The 20862-nt window shown below is 27.5% G+C and carries 19 protein-coding genes; 12 read left to right on the forward strand and 7 right to left on the reverse strand.

Translation table 11 applies throughout. From position 1 onward, the window contains the following. Positions 1 to 100 precede the first annotated feature (100 nt). The 6 genes from BT0_RS02710 (at position 101) to BT0_RS02735 (ending at position 5679) form a co-directional block, all read left to right on the forward strand. Positions 101 to 328: a KTSC domain-containing protein gene (locus BT0_RS02710; protein ID WP_025375539.1), complete on the forward strand. Its 228-nt coding sequence runs from the start codon at positions 101 to 103 to the stop codon at positions 326 to 328. Between the two features lie 178 nt (positions 329 to 506). Continuing rightward, the gene (locus BT0_RS02715; protein ID WP_011772483.1) at positions 507 to 1586 is read left to right on the forward strand and encodes a hypothetical protein; all 1080 of its coding nucleotides are present in this window, start codon (positions 507 to 509) and stop codon (positions 1584 to 1586) included. 66 nt (positions 1587 to 1652) lie between these two features. Further along, positions 1653 to 2186, forward strand: coding sequence for a tetratricopeptide repeat protein (locus tag BT0_RS02720; RefSeq protein WP_041178493.1), 534 nt, complete (start codon positions 1653 to 1655; stop codon positions 2184 to 2186). 93 nt (positions 2187 to 2279) lie between these two features. After that, positions 2280 to 2912, forward strand: a complete 633-nt coding sequence (locus tag BT0_RS02725) for a hypothetical protein (protein WP_041178577.1) — start codon at positions 2280 to 2282, stop codon at positions 2910 to 2912. 177 nt (positions 2913 to 3089) lie between these two features. Next, positions 3090 to 4310 (forward strand): ribose-phosphate pyrophosphokinase, encoded by a 1221-nt coding sequence (locus BT0_RS02730; RefSeq protein WP_011772486.1) that lies wholly within the window; start codon positions 3090 to 3092, stop codon positions 4308 to 4310. 4 nt (positions 4311 to 4314) lie between these two features. After that, on the forward strand, positions 4315 to 5679 hold the full coding sequence (locus BT0_RS02735) for an FGGY-family carbohydrate kinase (protein WP_011772487.1): 1365 nt from the start codon (positions 4315 to 4317) through the stop codon (positions 5677 to 5679). On the opposite strand, the gene BT0_RS02740 is transcribed toward BT0_RS02735, so the two are convergent. From BT0_RS02740 to BT0_RS02765, 6 genes are read right to left on the reverse strand one after another with little or no spacing between them, the layout of a single operon-like run. Beyond that, the gene (locus BT0_RS02740; protein ID WP_011772488.1) at positions 5662 to 6366 is read right to left on the reverse strand and encodes an SPOR domain-containing protein; all 705 of its coding nucleotides are present in this window, start codon (positions 6364 to 6366) and stop codon (positions 5662 to 5664) included. The two genes, BT0_RS02735 and BT0_RS02740, sit on opposite strands and share 18 nt — an antisense overlap. Then, positions 6367 to 6963, reverse strand: a complete 597-nt coding sequence (coaE, locus tag BT0_RS02745) for a dephospho-CoA kinase (protein WP_011772489.1) — start codon at positions 6961 to 6963, stop codon at positions 6367 to 6369. It abuts the gene before it with no gap. Next, entirely contained in the window at positions 6942 to 9701 is a 2760-nt protein-coding gene (gene polA, locus BT0_RS02750) for a DNA polymerase I (protein ID WP_011772490.1), read from the reverse strand. Before polA ends, coaE begins: the two co-directional genes overlap by 22 nt. Beyond that, on the reverse strand, positions 9698 to 10096 hold the full coding sequence (locus BT0_RS02755) for a hypothetical protein (protein WP_011772491.1): 399 nt from the start codon (positions 10094 to 10096) through the stop codon (positions 9698 to 9700). Before BT0_RS02755 ends, polA begins: the two co-directional genes overlap by 4 nt. Beyond that, positions 10086 to 10505: a flagellar export chaperone FliS gene (gene fliS / locus BT0_RS02760; RefSeq protein ID WP_011772492.1), complete on the reverse strand. Its 420-nt coding sequence runs from the start codon at positions 10503 to 10505 to the stop codon at positions 10086 to 10088. The genes BT0_RS02755 and fliS overlap by 11 nt, the downstream gene beginning before the upstream one ends. Positions 10506 to 10515: 10 nt before the next feature. Further along, positions 10516 to 10896, reverse strand: coding sequence for a response regulator (locus tag BT0_RS02765; RefSeq protein ID WP_041178494.1), 381 nt, complete (start codon positions 10894 to 10896; stop codon positions 10516 to 10518). Between the two features lie 215 nt (positions 10897 to 11111). On the opposite strand from BT0_RS02765, the gene ligA reads away from it, so the two are divergent. Then, a complete protein-coding gene (gene ligA, locus BT0_RS02770; protein ID WP_041178495.1) occupies positions 11112 to 13118 on the forward strand; it encodes an NAD-dependent DNA ligase LigA in 2007 nt (668 codons plus the stop codon). A gap of 2 nt (positions 13119 to 13120) precedes the next feature. On the opposite strand, the gene BT0_RS02775 is transcribed toward ligA, so the two are convergent. Beyond that, positions 13121 to 15247 carry a coiled-coil domain-containing protein gene (locus BT0_RS02775; protein ID WP_049752270.1) on the reverse strand — a complete coding sequence of 709 codons (2127 nt, stop codon included), beginning with the start codon at positions 15245 to 15247 and terminating at the stop codon, positions 13121 to 13123. A 280-nt stretch (positions 15248 to 15527) separates the two neighbouring features. Between BT0_RS02775 and BT0_RS02780 the strand changes: the two genes are divergently transcribed. The 5 genes from BT0_RS02780 to ptsP all read left to right on the forward strand — a co-directional run bounded on the left by BT0_RS02780 (position 15528) and on the right by ptsP (position 20859). Further along, positions 15528 to 17393 (forward strand): hypothetical protein, encoded by a 1866-nt coding sequence (locus tag BT0_RS02780; protein WP_011772496.1) that lies wholly within the window; start codon positions 15528 to 15530, stop codon positions 17391 to 17393. Further along, a complete protein-coding gene (locus BT0_RS02785) occupies positions 17380 to 17841 on the forward strand; it encodes a hypothetical protein (RefSeq protein ID WP_011772497.1) in 462 nt (153 codons plus the stop codon). Before BT0_RS02780 ends, BT0_RS02785 begins: the two co-directional genes overlap by 14 nt. Continuing rightward, on the forward strand, positions 17838 to 18701 hold the full coding sequence (locus BT0_RS02790) for a consevred protein (protein WP_011772498.1): 864 nt from the start codon (positions 17838 to 17840) through the stop codon (positions 18699 to 18701). The genes BT0_RS02785 and BT0_RS02790 overlap by 4 nt, the downstream gene beginning before the upstream one ends. A 160-nt stretch (positions 18702 to 18861) precedes the next feature. Then, a complete protein-coding gene (locus BT0_RS02795; protein WP_011772499.1) occupies positions 18862 to 19122 on the forward strand; it encodes an HPr family phosphocarrier protein in 261 nt (86 codons plus the stop codon). Positions 19123 to 19137: 15 nt separating this feature from the next. Next, positions 19138 to 20859 carry a phosphoenolpyruvate--protein phosphotransferase gene (gene ptsP, locus BT0_RS02800; RefSeq protein WP_011772500.1) on the forward strand — a complete coding sequence of 574 codons (1722 nt, stop codon included), beginning with the start codon at positions 19138 to 19140 and terminating at the stop codon, positions 20857 to 20859. Positions 20860 to 20862: the final 3 nt, after the last annotated feature.

Consider the following 20862-nt stretch of genomic DNA (forward strand, 5'->3'; position numbering starts at 1 on the left):
TTTGATTTCATTGATTAAAAATGCTTAATATTTAATGAATTTACTCTTTCTTTACTTTATATTTTATACTCCTAAGAATTAATCATTGGAGGATATAAGTTTGAATACTTTAACAATATCTCATGAATTGAGTAAAATATGTCAGGTTGATTATGATTCTGCTTTGTCTGAACTTTCTGTATTTTTTAAGGACGGAAGAGCCTATAAATATTTTAAGATTGAACCAAGACACTTTAATATAATATCTAAGCTTGTACAAGAGAAAAGGTCAGTTGGTAAATATTTAACGGAACATATATTTAATAAGTATGACCAAGAAAAGCTTTAATTTTAGTTGTTGACTTAGTTATTTAAGAAGGGTTCTTAATGTATAGGAATCCTTCTTAATTTTTTTCCTTTAAATTGATAATGGGGGACAATATAATTTGATTTAAAAAGTAAAATTGGATTGTATTTTTTTGCAATAAATGTTATCATCTTATAATTATCTTGTAAGGGCTTAGGATATGAAAAAATTTTTAATTATTATAATATTATTTTTATCTTTTAGTACATCTTATGCCAAGTTTGTATATTTCTCAGCGGGTTTTAGTACACAAATTAGTCTTGAGTCATTTTCTTTATTTAATAGAAAAACTGGCACAGTTTTAGATAAATTGATAAGTTTTGAATTATTTACTATCTTGACAAATTTTCAAAATAATTTTCTCAATCGTTTAAGTGAATTTGAGAACAGTGCAGCTGTTTTATATAGTTCTTTTCAAAACAATTTAAATCTTCTCATTAGGCTGTTTAAGAATAGAAAGAATTCAGATTCACAGTTGGATAATGTGGATGATTCGGATTTGAGTGATTTAGACTCACTTGTAAATAGTACTCATGATTTGAAGAAATTTTTGCGTGAATTGAGTAAGTTAAACAACAAGGTTACGCTTCAAAAATTAGGTGAGACTGGATCGAGTATAAGAAAACTCTTAGTTGATTTAGAAGAAACGGCAAAACGAGCTATTGAGTTAAAGGAAGTAATATTTAGTCAATTAAATGAGTTTGGAATTAGTAATCAAGATGATTTTTTGAGATTATGTGAAGAAATTTCTACACCAGGGACTGTTTTAAATGATGCTTTGCGGCAAAAATTGTCACCTTTATTTAGTACTGGTTTTCAGGGTTATTTTCAAATTGGTCTTCCTATTGCTACCAGTAATTTTTATTATGGATTTGAACTTGGATTTGGTGTAAATCTTGGAAGGATGATGTTTCCTAATTTAAACCTGTTAAAGGCTTCCTATCCTGTTAAGTTGGGTTCAGGGATAGTTCCGAGATTATTCATAAAATATGATATTTATTATTTAGCAGCTACTTTATTTTCAGGTTTTGGTGATAGATCTTTAGTTGTAGATCCTGTTTATACAGGGAATTTAATTGGTAATGGCAGAGTAACCAATCCTTTTAATGTTATTGAGACAGGTTTTAGATTGAGATTAGCCTTTCTTAGTGTTGAATCGTCATTATTATTTTCTATTAATGATTTTAAATATAGAGATTTAAGGGCTGGACTTGGATTTGAGATACCGGTAGTTATTTAGACATTGATTGATGTTTGATTGAAATTTATAATGTTTATTTTAGTCTAGTATTTGGGTTTTGCTTTAATGTATAAGGGGTTATTTTTTTTCCTTTTTTATTTTGTATTGTCTTGTAAAACTCTTGCTAAAGATTATCAAACTATTTCAGATGAATATTATAAGCTTGCCAAATTAAATGAGGAGCTTGGTAATAATCAGGCATCCGTTGAACTTTATGAACAAGCTATTAAATTTAATTCTAATGTGAATGATGCGTCTACTTATAATTTTATTTTGGCTTATATCAATTTGAAGAAATATGATGAAGCTGGATTAAAGCTTGAATCTTTATTGGAAAATGATCAGGACAATATTTTGTTGATTAATTTAAAAGCTTATCTATATTTTAGGAAGGAAAATTTAGAAGAGGCTTTAAAATTGTATTTAAAAACTTTGGAAATCGCACCTGCTAATCAAGAAGCGTTATTTAATGTTTTTTATATTTATCATTTAAAGAAGGACATGGAAACCGCAAAGAAGTATATTTTAAAATATAAGGAATTAAAATATTCAGTTCCTTCTAATGCAAGTGAGATAGTCTCGTCCGTTTTGGAGGATTAAAGGTTAAAGATTGTTTTATGATAATTTTGGCATTTGTTTTTTAATGATCTTAATGTGCAAATTCATTTAAATATTTTGGGGGACTTAAGTGTTATGCAGATAAAGATTTTATTTTTGAGTTTATTGATATTTATTACAAGTAATGCTTTCTCAGATGTTGATTTTGAACTTAATTTGGGGGTTGGCCTGGATTTTCCGGTTAGTACTATTTCAAACTTTTATAATACAGCTTTATATATTGGTGAAGAACTTGAGAGTAATATGTCTGATTTAGCTAGAGAAAAAATTGTTACAGATTTTGCAGATATGGTTAACATTGCTAAGACCGGTTTAACTTATGGGGGATATGCTCAAATGGGAGCAAAATTTGATGATTTTTTTTCACTTGGTTTTGAACTTGGATTTAGTTTTAATGTGTTGAGGTATGTTAATCGTAAGGGACGGTTGAGTGATATTTTTTCATTCATTGCAGCCATTGAATCTAGAGTTTATACAAGGTTAGATTTTTTTATTGGATCTGTTGCATTATTTACTGGGCCTAGAGTTAATATGGCTACTGCTTTTAGGGATTCCATCATGGATGAATATGATATTTTTGGTTGGGATCTTGGTGCAAGATCTACATTTGCTTTTTTGGTACTTGAGGGATATTATTGTTGGAATATTCAGAATAATAAATTTTCTGATTTTAAGCTTGGTATAGGTTTTGAGTTTGGAGTTATTTAGGTGGATAATAAATAAATTTTTGCGTTTTTAAGTTTATTGCATTGGCTAGTTTTAATTTGTTAATGATTAAAATTGTTACTGTTTTAACTTTAGAGATTTTCCTTAATCTTGTGTGAATTATTTGTATTGATGTACAATGAAGTAAAGAGTTTCTGTTTGAAGTAGGGAGTTTTAAAATTGGGTTTGCTTATTAAGAAATCAATAGGAATTATTGCCTGTCCCGGTGGAAGGGTATTTGCAGATAAAATAATGGAAGAACTTAAAAAAATATTTTTAGATAGTGAGAGTGAAGTTATTGAAAAAATTTCGCAAACTTCTAGTTGTTTCAAAGAAGATGTCTTGAAGCTTGAAGAAATTTTGTCTCCTTTTTTAGAAGGACTTGAATTTTCTAACTTAAGATTTGATGAGTCGGTGGAGATTCCTGTAAATTTTGTTAAGTTTGCTAATGGTGAATTTAAGGCAGAAATTTTAAAAACCATAAGAAATAAAGATATTTTTATCGTGCAAGATGTTTCTAATACTTATCCAGTTAATGTAAATAATAATGAAAAAGTAGTAATGACAATTAATGATCATTTAATGAATTTGATGACCACAATAGATGCATGCATGCAGGCTAAGGCTAATTCTGTTAGTGTTATCATTCCTTCTTATCCTTACTCGAGGCAAGATAAAAAGCATTCAAGAGAAGGTTTAACAGCAAGTCTTTTTGGGAGATTTTTAGAAGAATTGAGAGTTAAACATATTTTAACACTAGATATTCATTCAAAAGCGATTGAAAATGTTTTTAGAAAAACGTATTTTGAAAATTTAAATGCGTCTTATGAAATTTTTGATGCTTTAGCTGAATTAATAGATATTAGAGATTCAAGTTTGGTAGTTGTTTCTCCTGATACAGGTGCTGTTAATAGGAACAAATTTTTTGCATCTAATCTTAAAAGGCCTTTAGCTTTGCTTTATAAGGAAAGAGATTATTCAAAGGTAACGCATAATGTTAACGATTCTAATATTTCTGTTACTAAACTTTTAGGAGATGTTGAGGGTAAAAATGTTTTTATGAGTGATGATATTTTGGCTACTGGTGGAACCTTAATTAAGGCTGTGAAACTTTTAAAAAGTATGGGGGCTAAGAAGATTATATGTGCAATAAGTCTCCCATTTTTTAATGGAGATGCAATTAGATATTTTGATAAAGCTTATGAGGAAGGCTATTTTTATAAAATAATTGGGACAAATGCTGTGTATCATGATGATAGGCTTATAAGTAAACCTTGGTATTATGAAGCTAATGTTGCACATCTTTTTGCAGGTGCAATTTTTGCCATTCACAATAGGGTTAGTTTGCAAAAAATTCTTGATAGAAGTCATGACATTCAAAATTTGATTTCTAAGAGTTAATTTTATGGATGTACTCAGTATTGATATTGGTACTAGTACTTTAAAATCCGCTTTAATTAATTCTCATCATGGGGTTTTAGAGAGTTTTGATGTAAATTATTTTGATCATTTCAATGTTGATTTTGAAAACTTTGATTATAAAATATGGCTTTTTGCTTTCAAGAGAATAATTTCTAATTTTAAGTATAAAAAAATAGATTGTATTTCTGTTAGTGGTATTTCTCCATGTCTAATAGCTCTTGATTCAAATTTGGTTCCTTTGGAAGTTTTACATTGGAATTCTTCTAAGGTGGTTAGTAACTTTAGAGGGAAATCATCTTTCTTACCCTTTGTGCTTAGCACAGTTGAGAGGGGAGTTTATGACAAGGTTAGATATTTTGTATCTTGTTTTGAGTATTTTATTTATTTGCTTACAGATAATCTGATTACAAGCTATCCAAGTCTGTCTTATATTCCTTTTATTTGGAATGATATTGAAATAAGAAAGCATAATCTTGATACAAATAAATTTCCCCCTTTCTTAAGGATGGGAGAGGTTGCTGGTCGGGTTACTAATAGTGCTAGTATTGAATTTGGCATTGATAGTGGGATAGAAGTAATTAATGCTGGAATGGATTATTTAAGCGTTCTTATTGGAAGTGGGGCATTCTTTTCTGGAATTGTCTCAAATAGAACAGGTACAAGCGAGGGTTTTAATTTTATCTCAGATGCATATTTGTCAGACTTTTCTTTGGTGTATCCTTATTTTTTAGATAATTTATTTGTTATTGGAAGAATAGTTCCTTCTGGATACTTATTGCAATTGTTTAAAGATAGATTATTTAAAAAGAAAAAATCGTTTGAGGAATTTTTTGAAGAGATCCCTAGAGTATATGATTCAGGTAATGTTTATTTTTATTTAAGCAAGAGGGAGCTTTTTTCTGATCATATTTTAATAGATTCGCAAATAAGAGATAATTTGAACAAAGGTATTTTTGGAAAAGTAGATAATCCTTTACAGATAGGAATTGCAATTCTTGAAGCCGCTTATTTTTCCTTTTACAATAAAATACTTCAGCTTAAATCTTTTAAAAGGGATGTTTTAGACATTTTTGTGAGTGGTTCTAATTCAGATAATTTGTTTTTAAATGAACTAAAATCGAATATTATTGGTAAAGATTTAAAGATATTTGAATTTAAACATGCTGAGATTATCGGTAATGCAATCTTGGCTTTTTGTTGCTTAGGGGAGTTCGATAGCTTGGATAAGGCATTTAAAAAGCTTGCTAAATTTAAACAGGTTATATCTTTTAGTGCCAGTATGCATGATGTTTATTTAGAGAAATATCATAAGTATGTCTCTAATTTTGATTTATTTGTTAATAGTTAATATGTAAGCATCCTTAAACTCACTTGAGCCTGATATTTTATTGAGATCGAGTTTTGCCTCTGATATGGTTTTGTAAGGTCCAGATCTGACTCTATAGGTGTCTTTATCGTTTATTGTTGCTGAATAGATTTTTGCATTTATTTTATATTTCATCAATTCTTGAATATTGTTATCAGCAGAGATTGGATCTGCGAGTGATGCAAATTGTATGTAGTATTCTTTTCGAGGGTCATATTTGTTTTCAAAGTTATTGTGTTTTTGTTTTTTTTTGTTTTCTTGTTTTGTCTTTGCAATTGTTTGTGTTTTTTGTAATTTTTCTTCTTTTGTGTGTGTGTTTGTAGTTTGATGTTGATTTATGATTTGTGGTTCTTTTTTGTTAATAATTTTTTTATTATTTTGATTTATACTACTATTGAAACTTTTATCTTGTTTGATATCTTGTGTGAGGTCAATTATGATTTCATTTGGCTTATCAGTTATTGCTAAAGTATCTTCATTATTTTCACTTTCTATGACGTTTTCATCTTTTGTTTCTTGTAAAATAATATTTTTACCTGCGATTTCGGAGGCTAAGTTTTTATTTGGGAAGAAAATAATTATTCCAAGAAATATAATTGTACAAACAGTTACAATTGAAGTTAATGCTACTAAAAATCCTTTGTTATTATTTTCATTAAAATCTCTCATCTATGTTACCTCTTTCATCTTTTTTCTAATCTCATTTTTTAGATATTCATAGCTCTTATTGTTAATTATATTTATTATTTTTGAATTTAGAATATTTTTATTTAAAAAAATATCTTTTTGACACTTAAGAATATTTATAATCAAATTTTCATCAATATTGCGACTTGATTTGAGTCTATTTTTTATTATCTCATCATTTGCTTTTGTTATAAATATATGTCCGCAGAATTTTGCAAGATTTAATTTAAAAAGTAGTGCAGCATTAATTATGATTTTATCAAATTTTTTCTTTAATATTACTTGTTCTACTTCTTTATATATAAGGGGATGTGTGATTGTTTCTAATTTTTCTAGTTTTTTCCTGTCATTAAATACAATATTTCTCAGTTTTATTCTTTCTATTTCGTTTTTATTATTTAATATTTGTTTCCCAAATATCTTGACTACTGTGTCTTGTTTTGCTTGTAGGGCTGTGTGTCCAATTTTATCTACATTTATTTCGTGAAAACCATATTCACTGCTAATAATTTTTGAAACGGTATCTTTGCCAGTTGATATTCTACCAGTTATGCCAATTATCGATGAATTTCTCCCCATGATTTTCCAGTCTCAATATTTACTTTTAGAGGAATTTTTAAAGGATAGGCATTTTCCATCATTGTTTTGATTATTTTGTTTACTTCTTCACATTCTTGTTCGGGCGATTCGATTAGCATTTCATCGTGTACTTGTAAGAGTATTTTTGACTTTAAGTTTTTACTTTTAAGTTCATTATATACTTTAATCATTGCTATTTTCATTATATCAGATGCACTGCCTTGAATTGTACTATTTATTGCTATTCGTTCAGCTCCTGAGCGTTCTGAGTAATTTTGACTATTAATTTCTTTTATATATCTCCTTCTTTTAAGAAGAGTTTCACTGTATCCATTTTTTCTGACAAAATCTATTTGATTTTGTATAAAAGTTTTTATTTTAGAATAAAGATTGAAGTATGAATCGATGAACTTTTGAGCTTCTTCTCTTTTAATAGACAGTTCTTTTGAGAGCCTAAAGGCTGACATTCTATAAATTATTCCAAAATTAATTGATTTTGCTATTCTTCTCATGGAAGATGTTACTTTTTCCTCATCTACTTTAAAGAGTTGTGATGCTGTTTTTATGTGAATGTCTTTTTTATTTTTAAATGCCTCAATTAATGATTCGTCTTCTGAGAGGTGGGCTAGTATGACAAGTTCAATTTGTGAATAGTCAGCAGAAATAAAAATATTGCCTTTCTCAGGTTTAAATGCTTCTCTTATTTTACGTCCTTTTTCATCTTTAATTGGAATATTTTGTAGGTTAGGTGAGGTGCTTGAAATGCGACCCGTTGCTGTTTTTGTTTGTATAAAATTTGTATGTATTTTGTTTGTTTTTTCATTTACAAACTCTATTAAATTATCTGTATATGTATTTTTTAGTTTTGCGATTTGCCTATATTGTATGAGTTTTGGTATAGATTCATGTTGCTCTTTTATTGTCTCTAGTACCTTAATGTCTGTTGAATCTTGCTTGACATTTTGGGGTAGTACTAGATTTAATCTTTCAAATAAAACCGTATGTAGTTGTTTCGTTGAATTTAGATTAAATTCAATACCTATACTTTTTATTATCTCATTTTCAATTAATTTTAATTCTTTATCAAGTTCATAGCCATATTGTCTTAGATAATCTTTATCGAGATAAATTCCATTTTCTTCCATTTCTGTAATGACATTGCTAAATGGCATTTCTATATCTGTCATTAGATTTTCAAGGTTGTCTTCTTTGAGTTTTTTTGTAAAAATTTTAAATAACCTGAAAGTAATATCAGCATCTTCAGCAGCGTAATTGGAGACCATCTCAAGTGGTATATCTTTCAAAGTGCCATTTTGTGCTACTATTTCTTCGTACCTGATATTTTTATGCATTAAATATTTTTCTGCTAAGAAATCAAGAGATACTTTTGTGTTTGGATCGATAACATATGCTGCTATCATTGTATCAAAGTAAGGTGGGATTACATTAAATTCATGTTTTTTAAGTATTTTGTAATCGAATTTGTAGTTTTGACCAATTAACTTAGGTTGTGCTTTAAAAAATTCATTGAATTTTTGGATTATGTATGCTTTTTCAATAGTTTTTTTTTCTTTAGTTTCTATAGGAATATAGTAGCTTTCAAATTCTTTAAATGAAACCGAAATTCCTATTATTTGCGCTTCATGGACATTAAGAGAAGTTGTTTCTGTATCTATTGCTACATAGTTTGCTTGTTTTAGTTTTTCTATTAGTAAGTCAAGTTGTTCTTTTTTTAATATTGTTTCATATTTGATATTTTCTTCTTGTATTGTTTTAAGAGCATTTGAATGTGATGTTGTTGTTTGTAAAATCTCTGTGTCTGTTTGATTTATATTGGTTTCAAAGAGCGACTTTTGTGTTTGATTTGTAGCATATCTTTTTTTTAATATAGTCTTGTAAGATTTAATTAGGGTTGTTGCAGAATATTCTTCAAATAATAAAAGGATGTCTTCTTTTAAGTTTTCCAGTTTAAATTTTTCAAGTGCTGGCAATTCTAGATCTTCTACAAGACTGATAAGTTCATAACTTAAAAAGGCATTTTCTCTCTCTTTTAGTAATATTTCTCTATATTTATTGTTGATAGAATCTAAATTATCGTATATTCCATTTAATGTTTGAAATTCATTTAGTAGCTTAGCAGCTCCTTTTTCCCCAATTCCTTTGATACCCGGTATATTATCTGATCTGTCTCCAACAATGGATAAATAATCTTTGATTTGGGATTTATTTACTCCAAATTTTTTCATCACATAATCATTATCCATTTCCACAAAGCTGCTATTCTCGATTTTAAGTATTTTGGTTTTAGCCGACATCAGTTGTAATAAATCTTTGTCTGGAGAAATGATATAAGTTAAGTAATTGTTGATTTCTGCTTTTTTTGCAAAGCTGGCTATAAGATCATCAGCTTCGTATCCTTGTATTTCGAACATTGGGATATTTGCTTTTATTAGACTTTCTTTGATCCAGTAAATTTGTGGAATTAAATTATCTGGAGGAGCATCTCTTGTTGCTTTGTAACTTGGATACTTTTGTTGTCTAAATGTTTGTGTCTCTGAGTCAAAAGTTACAATTAGATTTTCTGGATTTTTCTCTTTTATTATGAAAAAAAGAGTTTTGAAAAATCCAATAAATGCATTGACATTTTCTCCTTTTTTATTTGTTAAAGGATTGTTTTTCATTACATGATAGTTTCTAAATATTATATTTAAGGCATCAATTAGGTAAATTTCTTTCATATTTTTACATCTACTAAAAGTGGGTTATTGTCTTTAAAGAGAGTTTTAGATAATTGTGTCTTTGGTATTGTTGTCTTTTGAGCAAATAGCCTTTTTAAAGTTTTGTGTGTATTGTGATATTGAATGCATATTTTTTCTTTTAACAAGCAAGTGTCCTCAATTAATTTTTTAATTTCTTCTTGCATTTGTTCTTGTTCCTTTAGCCATGAATTTATGGTTATATAATAATTATTGATTGAATTTAAGATTAAATCCTTTGCAGGATTTGTAATATTTAATATGTTTAGCATTCCTTTATTGATTTCTTCATTTTCAAATTCTAGAATAGCTTTTAATTTTTTTAGTTCAAGTATTAAATCTTTTAAATATATTTTTAATATTCTATTAGTTGACAATATTGATTCCTAATTTCTTGTTAATAATATTATTATCTTTTTTAAGCAATGCTTTCCAAGCTGTGTGCAGATTTTTAAGATGTTTTAAAACTTCTTGAATATTATCCCTATTCTTTTCTAATATAACATTTTCTAATGTTTTGTTTAAAAAAGAATATATTGAGAATAAGTTATTTGAAATATCCCCACCATCTTCAAAATTGAGTGTAGACATTAATTCAATGATGATATCTTGTGCATGGTAAACTTTTTCATCTGCTTTTGCTGTACTAGTTGGATCTTTACTTTTATAAAATTCTTTGGCAAGCTCTAAATCTTGTATTGCTTTCTCATAAAGCATTACCAATATTGATATAGGACTTGATGTATTGATTTGTGTTTTTTTATAGATTTCTTCTTTTGCTATCAAGGATTTTTTCCTAGTTTAATCTTTTTATTTGTTCTGCTATTTGCTCTTCTTTGAAAGGTTTTGTAATATATCCTTTTGCTCCAAGTTCTAAAGCTTTTGCAATGAGTTCTTGTTTTCCAAGTGCTGTAACCATCAATACATTCATTTTTCTTGCAAGTTTTTCGTTAACTTCATTTATTTTTTCAAGGGCTGTAATGCCATCCATGCTCATCATTGTTATATCAAGAGTTATCAGATGGATTTCTTCCTGTTTTTCGAATTCTTTAATAGCCTGTATTCCATCTTCTGCTTCAAGAAATTCGTTAAAGCCTAGTTTTTTCAATATCTTGATTAAGTTTTTTCGCATAAAAATAGAATCATCAACTATTAAGGCCTTTTTATTTTCTTCCAAACCCCACTCCTTACTTAATTTTAACATGATAACATATTAAATATCATTTAATATAAATAAAGATATCATGCATAATTATCTATTTTGTATTTTACTTTAGATTTTAAAATGAATGAGTTTATTACTCAATAACTTATCCCTGAAAATTTATATTTTTATTTACATTATTTTGTTAAAATATAATGTAAATTTTGGGTAGATTCAATGTTAAATTTATGATCAAAGATATAGAAGATGAAATTTTATGTTTAAGAGATAATATCAGAAAATGGAATAAAGAGTATTATGTTGATTCCTCACCCAGTGTGAGTGATTTGACTTATGATAAAGCTCTTTTAAGACTTCAAGATTTGGAAAGTAAGTATCCTGAATATAAAACTTTGGATTCTCCCACTCTTAAGTTTGGAAGCGATCTTTTAAATAATTTTGAAGAGGTTACACATTCTTTTCCTATATTAAGTTTGGATAAGGCTTATGATATTAAGGAATTATTATTGTGGATTGAGAAAATGGTCTTAGAAGGTTCTAGTTTGGGATCTTATACTGGTATCTCAGTTGAACCCAAAATTGATGGGTGTTCAATTGTTCTCTATTATAAAGATGGGATATTGCAGAAAGCTTTGACTAGGGGAGATGGAAGGGTTGGTAATGATGTTACTGAGAATGTTAGAACAATTAAAAATGTTCCTTTGTCTATTGATGAAAAGGTTGAATTAGTATTGCGGGGTGAAATTTATATTACTAAGGAAAATTTTTTGAAAATAAATCACACATTAAAGAATCCTTACCTTAATGCTAGAAATTTAGCCTCAGGTATACTGAGAAGAATAAATAGTAGAGAAGTTGCTAGTTTTCCTTTAGATATTTTTGTTTATGATATTTTATATTCTAGTTTTGGATTGAGTACTAATCATGATGCGTTTGATAAACTTAAGAAATTTGGATTTAAAATTAATCCTTTTTGTAAATTTTTTGGTGGTAAAAACTTAGAAGAAATTACTAATCATGTTAAAAAGATAGAGATGCAAAGAAATTCTTTAGAATATGAGATTGATGGTGTTGTGTTGAAAGTTGATAGCTTTATTTTAAGGGATATTTTAGGATATACTTCTCATCATCCGAAGTGGTCAGTAGCTTATAAATTTGAATCTTGCACAGGCGTAAGCAAAATTGTTGACATAGTTGTTCAGGTTGGCCGCAGTGGCAAAATTACTCCTGTTGCACATGTGGAGAAGGTATTTGTTGCGGGGGCTTTTATTACTAATGCAAGTCTGCATAATCAAGATTATATAGACTCTATTGGCTTAAATGTTGGAGATGTTGTTGCAATTTCAAGACGTGGAGATGTAATTCCTGCTGTTGAATTGGTGGTAGAAAAGCTTTCGATTGGTAGTTTTAAAATTTCTAGTAATTGTCCTTCATGTAAAATGGCTTTAATTAAAGAGGGTTCACATCTTTTTTGTGTAAATAAACATTGTCCTTATCGAATAATTGAACAGATAAAGTATTTTTGTAGTAAAAAATGCATGAATATTGTAGGACTTTCAGGAAAAACAATAGAGTTCCTTTTTGAAATGAAGTTTATATCTTCGGAGATTGAGCTTTATACTTTTAATTTTGATAGACTTATTAATTTAAGGGGTTTTGATCTTAAGAGAATAGATAATTTAAAGCGTTCAATTAGCGATAGTAAAGGTAGGCCATTTAGAAAGTTGCTTCTTGGTATGGGAATTAAGGAGCTTGGAGCAAATACAATATTGGTTTTAATTAATAATAATTTAAATTCGTTTGATATAATTAGTACTCTTTGTAAAAATAAAGAGGCTGCTCTTGCCAAACTTTTAAAGATTAAGGGAATAGGTGAGAAGATAGCTTTAAATATTATTGAAGCGTTTAATGATAAGATTATTCTTGATAAGTTTAATTTTTTTAAAGAATTAGGGTTTAAATTGGAAGAATATAATACTAATTATGTTGTGGATGATTCTTTTTTGTTTGGCAAAAAATTTTGTATTACAGGTTCTTTTGAAGGGCATTCTAGAGATGTTCTTATTGAAAAGATTACTAAAAAAGGTGCTATTTTCAATAGGGCAGTTACTAAGCGTTTAGATTTTTTACTTGTTGGAGAGAAACCCGGATTAAAATTGCAAAAGGCTAATAATTTGGGAATTAAAACCTTTGGTCTTTTTGATATTAAAGATTTTGTGGATTTAGATAATTAAATTTATTTTATTATTCTTATCTTTTTAAATTCGGATGCTAGGTTTTTGTATAGAGTTCCTATCTCATTTGCATGTTCTATTTTTATTAAGTTTCTGAAAAATTTTTCTTTATGTTTGAGTGATGGATTAATGAAATGGGTTTTAACATTATATTTTGGGATTAGTTTGTAAATTTCTTGTGCTCTATATAAATTTTTTGTTGGTTCTATTTCAATGTAGTATCCGTTAGATTTTTTAAAATCAAACTCACTGCTTTGATCTTTAAAATTATAATTGTTTGAATGTGTATCTGGATATATTGTAAATTCAGCAGTTTTTATTACACTGCTTTTGTGTATTTTTTTTTCATTGTTAGGATAAAATTCTTTTTTTGTATATTGTGATTCTCCGTTGTCATGTGTAAAGAGGTCTTTGTTTTTGTATTTTGTAAATTCTTCTTTAAGTGTTAAAATAGCATTTTCATTATTCATTAATTTTTCATTTAATATATTTATTTTGTCTTGCTTTTGTTGAATTGTATCTTTATTCTCTTCATATAATTCTGCATTTTTATCAATTTTGTCTTTTAGTGCATTGATTACTTTTTCTATTGAAGATAAATTGTTTTCTATATTTTTTAAGCTAGTATCATGATTATTTTTTAAGTCTATTAATTCTTTTTGAAATGCTAATAAGGTGTCTTTGTTATTATTGATTTTATCATCCAGCTCACTTAATTTGTGAGTATTGTTGTTAAGAGTATCTTTGTTGTTATTGATTTTATCATCCAGCTCACTTAATTTGTGAGTATTGTTGTTAAGAGTATCTTTATTATTATTGATTTTATCATCCAGCTCACTTAATTTGTGAGTATTATTGTTAAGAGTATCTTTATTATTATTGATTTTATCATCCAGTTCACTTAATTTGTGAGTATTGTTGTTAAGAGTATCTTTGTTATTATTGATTTTATCATCCAGTTCACTTAATTTGTGAGTATTGTTGTTAAGAGTATCTTTGTTGTTATTGATTTTATCACCCAGCTCATTTAATTTGTGAGTATTGTTGTTAAGAGTATCTTTGTTGTTATTGATTTTATCACCCAGTTCACTTAATTTGTGAGTATTGTTGTTAATAGTATCTTTATTGTTATTGATTTTATTGTCCAGTTCACTTAATTTGTGAGTATTGTTGTTAATAGTATCTTTATTGTTATTGATTTTATTGTCCAGTTCACTTAATTTGTGAGTATTGTTGTTAAGAGTATCTTTGTTATTATTGATTTTATTGTCCAGTTCACTTAATTTGTGAGTATTATTGTTAAGAGTATCTTTGTTATTATTGATTTTATTGTCCAGTTCACTTAATTTGTGAGTATTGTTGTTAAGAGTATCTTTGTTATTATTGATTTTATTGTCCAGTTCACTTAGGATTTGGGTTTCTGAATTGAAATATTCCTGTTCTTGAGCATGCATATCATATGTGTTTTTTTCAGGTGGATAATTATATTCTTCATTTGATATATATTCATTTTGGTTTTCTTCATATTCTTGATCATTGTTGTAATGATTGTTTTTTGATTGAGGAGCATGATTAAATAAGTTTTCTTTTGTGTTAATTAGATTTTTTATCTTTTCAATGATTTCTTTTAAGCTTTTTGTTAAAATTTCGTATTCTTCATTCTTGTTTTTTATTGATTTTATATTTGTGTGACTTAAAAGATTTTCTATATTTTCTATTTTTTTCTCATAGTTTTCAATTCTAAGTTTTAAGTTATCTATATCTTTTATGAACCAATCGTCTATATTTTCTTGTTCTGAGTAAAAATTTTTTGTGTTTAAACTTTGTGGATATTGTAACTCTTCATTTGTTAAGATATTATTTCTTGTTTTTCTGTTATCTGAAACTTTAAATTTATTTGATTTTTTACTTGGTGCATTTGAGTTGTTATCTTTTGAAATTTCATTTTTCTTATGATAGATTATCTCTTCTTCGTTGTCAAAATCTTCACTTAAGTCTTCTTTGGGAATATAAACCTTTGAGTGATTCATTATATAGTGAGTTATATTTTTTTTGGACTCCCCAAAAAGTAATGTACAAGAGAGCAACATAAAAGTTTTAGAGAGCATTGAAAGTATCTTTTTACTCATAAACACCCTGTTGTTAATATTATTTGATATTCATTCTTAATTTTGATATTATCATACTTTATAAAATTTATCAAAAGAAAATATATATATATATATAATAACATTAAAATAATATAATCGTTGAGCCCTATACTTTAATTTCTGGGATATCATTAATTGAGTAAATTAAATTGTTACATCATGTTTTGGTTTCAATAGTAATTTTGTTGGTATTGTGCCATAATGATACAAATAGAAGATAAATTATGAATTTTTGCCTCCTTATTTTATTTAATTATTTATGAAGCTAAAGAATATGGAAGAAGTTTGGGCTTTGCCAGTTTGTTGTAATATCAAGAATTCTATCATTGAAGATTTTAAGATTTTAGATAAATATAAAGATCAGGTTTTTAATATAAGTTATAAAGATGATATTACCTTAAAAGTCATCGATGCTGTTGATTCTAATGAATTTGATTTAAAACTTTTTGATAATAAAATAAATTTTGAAGGACAAATTCCTTTGGTTTTATATTCTGATAGCTTAGACTCTTTAGTAGAAGCAGAAGCAAGTGTTGTTTTTGAATTAAAAGTCATTGAGCAAAACGGTGTTTATTTTGATTCAGGATTAAAAGAATTGGGTGAGTTTAAAATTTATAATTCTTATTATGAGTTTTCAGACTGTTTGAATTATTGCAGTGATGTTATTTTAGTTAAAGTATGCTTTAAGGATGATAGTTTAGTCATTGATGCAGACCTTGATAATATTGCACTTGTAAAGCAAATTATTAGTGATAATTTTTGTATTGCTAAAGATAAGATCATTATCAATCCTATTAATAATAATTGTGTTAATGTTTTGTTTTCAGTTTCGTTTAATGCCGTCTTACAAGGCATAATAATTGCTAAAAAACTTGGGCTGAAGGTTAATGTTCTTTATTATAAGAGACATTTTTTAATGGCACAATCTTTAAACTTAAAGTTTTCAGCTGTTAATTATTTATCATCAGAAAATAAGCTTGATAAGATTATGTTAGATCTTGAAATCAACAGACCATTACACTTTTTATATAAATTTTATTTTGATTACCTCAGGCATATTTTTGATAATTTATTTTTTGATGTGTGTATACATTTTAATTTTATATCGACTACAAGTAATGCTGTGTTTTTTTATGATAATTATTTTTTATTTGGAATTGCTGTTTATAATTTTATTTATTCAAATTTTTATAATCTTGCAGTTAGTTTGTCAATTGAACCTCTTAGTTATTTACTCAGCTATGTTAAGAGTGAATATAATGTTTTTTTCAAACTTTTTAAAGAGATGGATTTGAAAAATTCTATCATGCGCAAGTCATCTGCTATAAGTTTAAAGAATGAATATAATATTTTTGATGTGAGAAGAAAAGGTATAGGATTTGCCTTTTTAAATCTGGACCCTTATCGAGATTCTGCTCTCTTAGGTGGGAATCAAACTGTTTCTATGAGTTTACATAAGGATAAATTAGATGTATTTATTCCTTATAAAATTATGGATATCAACTTAATGAACTATTTAAGGAATACTTTAGCTAGGACTTTTAGCTTATCTTATAGTAATGTAAATTTTATTGTTAGTGATGTTTTTATAGATGATGTTGGACTTTATAGTACGTTGATTAAAGAATCTTACATTATTGAAAGAGAAGTTTTGGCTATTAAGGATGTGCTTGTCATGATGATCGGTGAGAATTTTAGGGGAGAATATCCTGTTGTAGCTGGTCAAGATTTTGTTATGGATATAGATAAGAAATTTAATGTTGCTTGTTCTCTTGAAATTGATATAGAAATATATTCTTTTAATATTGTGTTTAGTAATGTGAATTTTTTTGTTGAAAACGGTAAGTTTGATAAACTTAGGATAAATAATAAGCGTATATTTTCAATTTTTAGTTTGGCAGTTGATTATGTTTTTGGAAATATTACTTATGATATTGTTGATTCTGTGGATCTTGAGTTTATTGAAGATGGTGAATTTGTTTTTTCTTTTAGAATATTATTTATTGCATCTGTTTGTGCAATAAAAACAGCTTTAATCCAGGCTTTTGACTTCAATATCTGTAAGACCCCTATTGATCTTAAGGATATTTTAGATAATTGGAGTATACGAATTGATACTAATTAGCTTTAATTTAAATGGAGAGACTCTTTCAAAAAGTATTAAGCTTCCTTTAAGTACTAAAGAGCTTTTGATAAGTATTTTTTATTCAGGCAATCAAAGTTTTATTGAAAATATGAATAAAAAATTCTCATTAGTGCTCTTAGACTTAAAGCCTGTATATTCGTCTTTAGTTTCAGCCTTTATGTTAAATGGGCGTAGCATCATTACTGTTGAGGGATTGCAAAATACAACTTTTTATGAAACCTTAGTTAAGGTTTTATTAGAAAATGATTTTGGGTTTTGTACAAATTGTTTTTCATCTAATGCATTATTATTTTATTATCTTTTAAAACGTAAAGTTATAATTAGGGCTGATATTTTAGGGTATTATAATACATTAAAGTGTAATTGTCTTGATGTTAATACTTTTTTAGATCTTTATTTGAGATTGGAAGAGTTAGAGAGGAAATGAGAGGTGTGAAGGTATATTATCCAGAAAATTTTAATACACTTGTTAATTTATTTAAGGAAGATTCAAACAATTATATAGTTTATAATGAGATTGATTTTCATAAAAATGCTGAAATTTTTATGAAAAATGAAATTTCTGATAATTTTTTTATAATTAATAACTTTGAAAGATTTAATAAAGTTTCTCTTAAGAGTAATTTTTTAGAAATGGGGCCATGTGTTACTTATGATACAATATTGCAGTTTGGAGAGAGAAATATTCCAAGGTTGTTTTATGAATTTATTTCAAGACTAAATGATAGGATATATCTGAATAGTATTAATATTGCTAATGGATTTTATTATAAAAACACAGTATTTGATTTATATCCTTTATTGTTAAGTCTTGATGCTCAGCTTGAATTTAAAAATATTTTAACCAAAAAAACTTATACTTATAATGCTTACAGTATTAACAGGGATGATTATATACAAAGTCGCCATACTTTATTTTTAAGTAAATTAAAATTTCCAATCACAAATTTATGGAATAAGAGTTTTTGTAGCAGAATATTTGTTGATACTTTTTCATTTGATATTTTAGAAGAGGCAAACATTATTTTTATTTGCGTTCTTTTAAATATTAAAAGAGATATTATAAGTGATTTTTTGATGAAGATATTTTATAATGACAAGGTTATTACTTTAAGGGATTTTCAAGTTTTACTTCTTAATAAATCTTTACCTTTATCTTTAATTGAAATTGAAGATTCTCTTAAGATGCTGGATAAAAATATTCGTGATGTTAAAAACTTTAGTTTAGGGGAGAGAAGTTTAAGACTTATAAAAAATTTTTATTTCGATATATTATCTAGTTTTTAGTCTTGTAAAAGTTAGCATTATTAAATAATTGCTGGTTTTTTGGCATAGTTTTAATGTAAAAGCAATAGAATTAATTTATCAATTTGTTTTTATGCATTATAATATTTATTTGTTAATAACTTAATCAAAAAATAATTATTCAAATAAGGGGCTTAAGTTTATGGTAAAAAAAGAAGCTACAATTAATGCCGTTAATGGCTTGCATGTTAGACCAGCGTCAACGTTTGTCAAAAAAGCTAAGGAGTATGCTAGTGATATAACTATTGAAGCTGATGGAAAATCTGTTAGTGGAAAAAGTTTATTTCGATTACAAACACTAGAATTATCTTCTGGTAAGAAGCTTGTGGTTTGTGCTGATGGTGATGATGAAGAAAAGGCTGTTACTGAACTTGTTGAGCTCATTGAATCTTTTAAAGAATAGGTATGGAAGGTTTATATGACTTTATCGGGGAAAAGAATATCTAAAGGAATAGGTGTAGGAGAGGCTCTTTTTATTAAAAAGGATTTTGATAAATTTATTGATAAATCAAAAATTGCTTCTTTACAAATTGATGATGAGATAAAAAAATTTAATGATGCTAAATCAAAAGCTATATCTGCACTTAAAGAGCTTACAAAGAAGGCTGTGGCTCAACTTGGTGCTGATAAGGAAGGTATTTTTGAAGGACAGATATTAGTGATTGAGGATGATGAACTTTCTGATTCTGTTACAAGTTTTATTAAGAATGAAAATTATTGCGCTGCTTATGCTGTTTATATGTCTTTTAAAGAATTAATTGCGAGTGTAGAAGAATATACAGATGCTTATTTAAAAGAGAGAGCTTCTGATTTTAAAGATATTAGAAATAGGCTTATTTCAAATATTTTAGATCAGGTGACTGATCTCTCTGAGGTTAAAAGAGATGTGGTTCTGATTACTGAAGAATTGACGCCTTCTGATACAATGCAGGTTGATTTAAGTTATGTTAAGGGGTTTGTGACTACAGTTGGTGGTGAGACTTCTCATGCTGCTATTTTGGCAAGGACAATGGGACTTCCTGCTCTTGTGATGACACCTTTGGATATTGCTAAAATTAAAGAAGGTGAGCAGTTGATAATTGATGGATTGTCTTCAATAATTATTGGTAATCCTTCATCCAGTGAACTAGATAAATATGCACATAAGATATTAGAGTATAATGAGTATGAGCGAGAGCTTTTCGCATTAAAAAACCAAGATGCAAAGACAAAAGACGGTATTAAAATATCTCTGAAGGCTAATATTGGAACTCCTACAGATGTTTTTTATGTTAATAAATATGGGCTTGATGGTATAGGGCTTTTTAGGACAGAATTTTTATATATGGAGTCTGTAAAGCCTCCAACGGAGGATGAACAATTTGAGGCCTATAAGAGAGTTGTAGACACTATTGAGAAAAAAGGTGTTGTTACTATTCGTACTCTTGATATTGGAGGAGATAAGGAGATTCCATATTTTAAATTCCCAAAGGAAGATAATCCTTTTCTAGGGTATCGTGCTCTTAGGATGTATATGGACTATGAGGATTTAATACAAAGTCAATTTAATGCGATTTTTAGGGCTAGTCATTATGGCAAGATAAGAATCATGGTTCCTATGCTTACTAGATATGAGGAACTTGATATAGTGAATTATTTTATAAATAAAGCTAAAACAAATTTAAAGTCTAGGAATTTGCCTTTTGATGAAAATTTGGAAGTTGGTTGTATGATAGAAGTTCCTTCAGCGGCTTTAATGGCATCTGACTTTGCTGACAAATTGGATTTCTTTAGTATTGGTACTAATGATTTAACCCAATATACCTTGGCTGTAGATAGGGGTAATCAAAAGATATCAAATTTATACGATAAATATAATCCTGCTGTATTAAGGCTGATTAAGAATGTTCTTGATGCTGGTAATAATTTTGATATTGATGTTTCTGTTTGTGGTGAGCTTGGGGGAGATGAGGCTGGAGCTTTAATTCTTATTGGGCTTGGATTTAGATCTTTAAGTATGGTTCCTAGTGCTTCACTTAGAATTAAGTATTTGCTAAGCAAATATACAATGTCTGATTTAAGTGAATTGGCAAGCAAGGTATTAAATAGTAAGTCAGAATTAGAGACTTTAAAATTTTTAGATAAATATATAGGAGATTAGTTT

The organism is Borrelia turicatae 91E135, assembly GCF_000012085.2.
GTDB classification, from domain to species: Bacteria; Spirochaetota; Spirochaetia; order Borreliales; family Borreliaceae; genus Borrelia; species Borrelia turicatae.

What these genes read in the sequence shown, in the direction of transcription:
- ptsP (WP_011772500.1), top strand. Translation starts at nt 19,138, where the DNA reads ATGACTTTATCGGGGAAAAGAATATCTAAAGGAATAGGTGTAGGAGAG.
- BT0_RS02735 (WP_011772487.1), top strand. Translation starts at nt 4,315, where the DNA reads ATGGATGTACTCAGTATTGATATTGGTACTAGTACTTTAAAATCCGCT.
- BT0_RS02715 (WP_011772483.1), top strand. Translation starts at nt 507, where the DNA reads ATGAAAAAATTTTTAATTATTATAATATTATTTTTATCTTTTAGTACA.
- BT0_RS02775 (WP_049752270.1), bottom strand. Translation starts at nt 15,247, where the DNA reads ATGAGTAAAAAGATACTTTCAATGCTCTCTAAAACTTTTATGTTGCTC.
- BT0_RS02780 (WP_011772496.1), top strand. Translation starts at nt 15,528, where the DNA reads ATGAAGCTAAAGAATATGGAAGAAGTTTGGGCTTTGCCAGTTTGTTGT.
- coaE (WP_011772489.1), bottom strand. Translation starts at nt 6,963, where the DNA reads ATGGGGAGAAATTCATCGATAATTGGCATAACTGGTAGAATATCAACT.
- BT0_RS02795 (WP_011772499.1), top strand. Translation starts at nt 18,862, where the DNA reads ATGGTAAAAAAAGAAGCTACAATTAATGCCGTTAATGGCTTGCATGTT.
- BT0_RS02725 (WP_041178577.1), top strand. Translation starts at nt 2,280, where the DNA reads ATGCAGATAAAGATTTTATTTTTGAGTTTATTGATATTTATTACAAGT.
- BT0_RS02790 (WP_011772498.1), top strand. Translation starts at nt 17,838, where the DNA reads ATGAGAGGTGTGAAGGTATATTATCCAGAAAATTTTAATACACTTGTT.
- polA (WP_011772490.1), bottom strand. Translation starts at nt 9,701, where the DNA reads ATGAAAGAAATTTACCTAATTGATGCCTTAAATATAATATTTAGAAAC.
- ligA (WP_041178495.1), top strand. Translation starts at nt 11,112, where the DNA reads ATGATCAAAGATATAGAAGATGAAATTTTATGTTTAAGAGATAATATC.
- BT0_RS02740 (WP_011772488.1), bottom strand. Translation starts at nt 6,366, where the DNA reads ATGAGAGATTTTAATGAAAATAATAACAAAGGATTTTTAGTAGCATTA.
- BT0_RS02720 (WP_041178493.1), top strand. Translation starts at nt 1,653, where the DNA reads ATGTATAAGGGGTTATTTTTTTTCCTTTTTTATTTTGTATTGTCTTGT.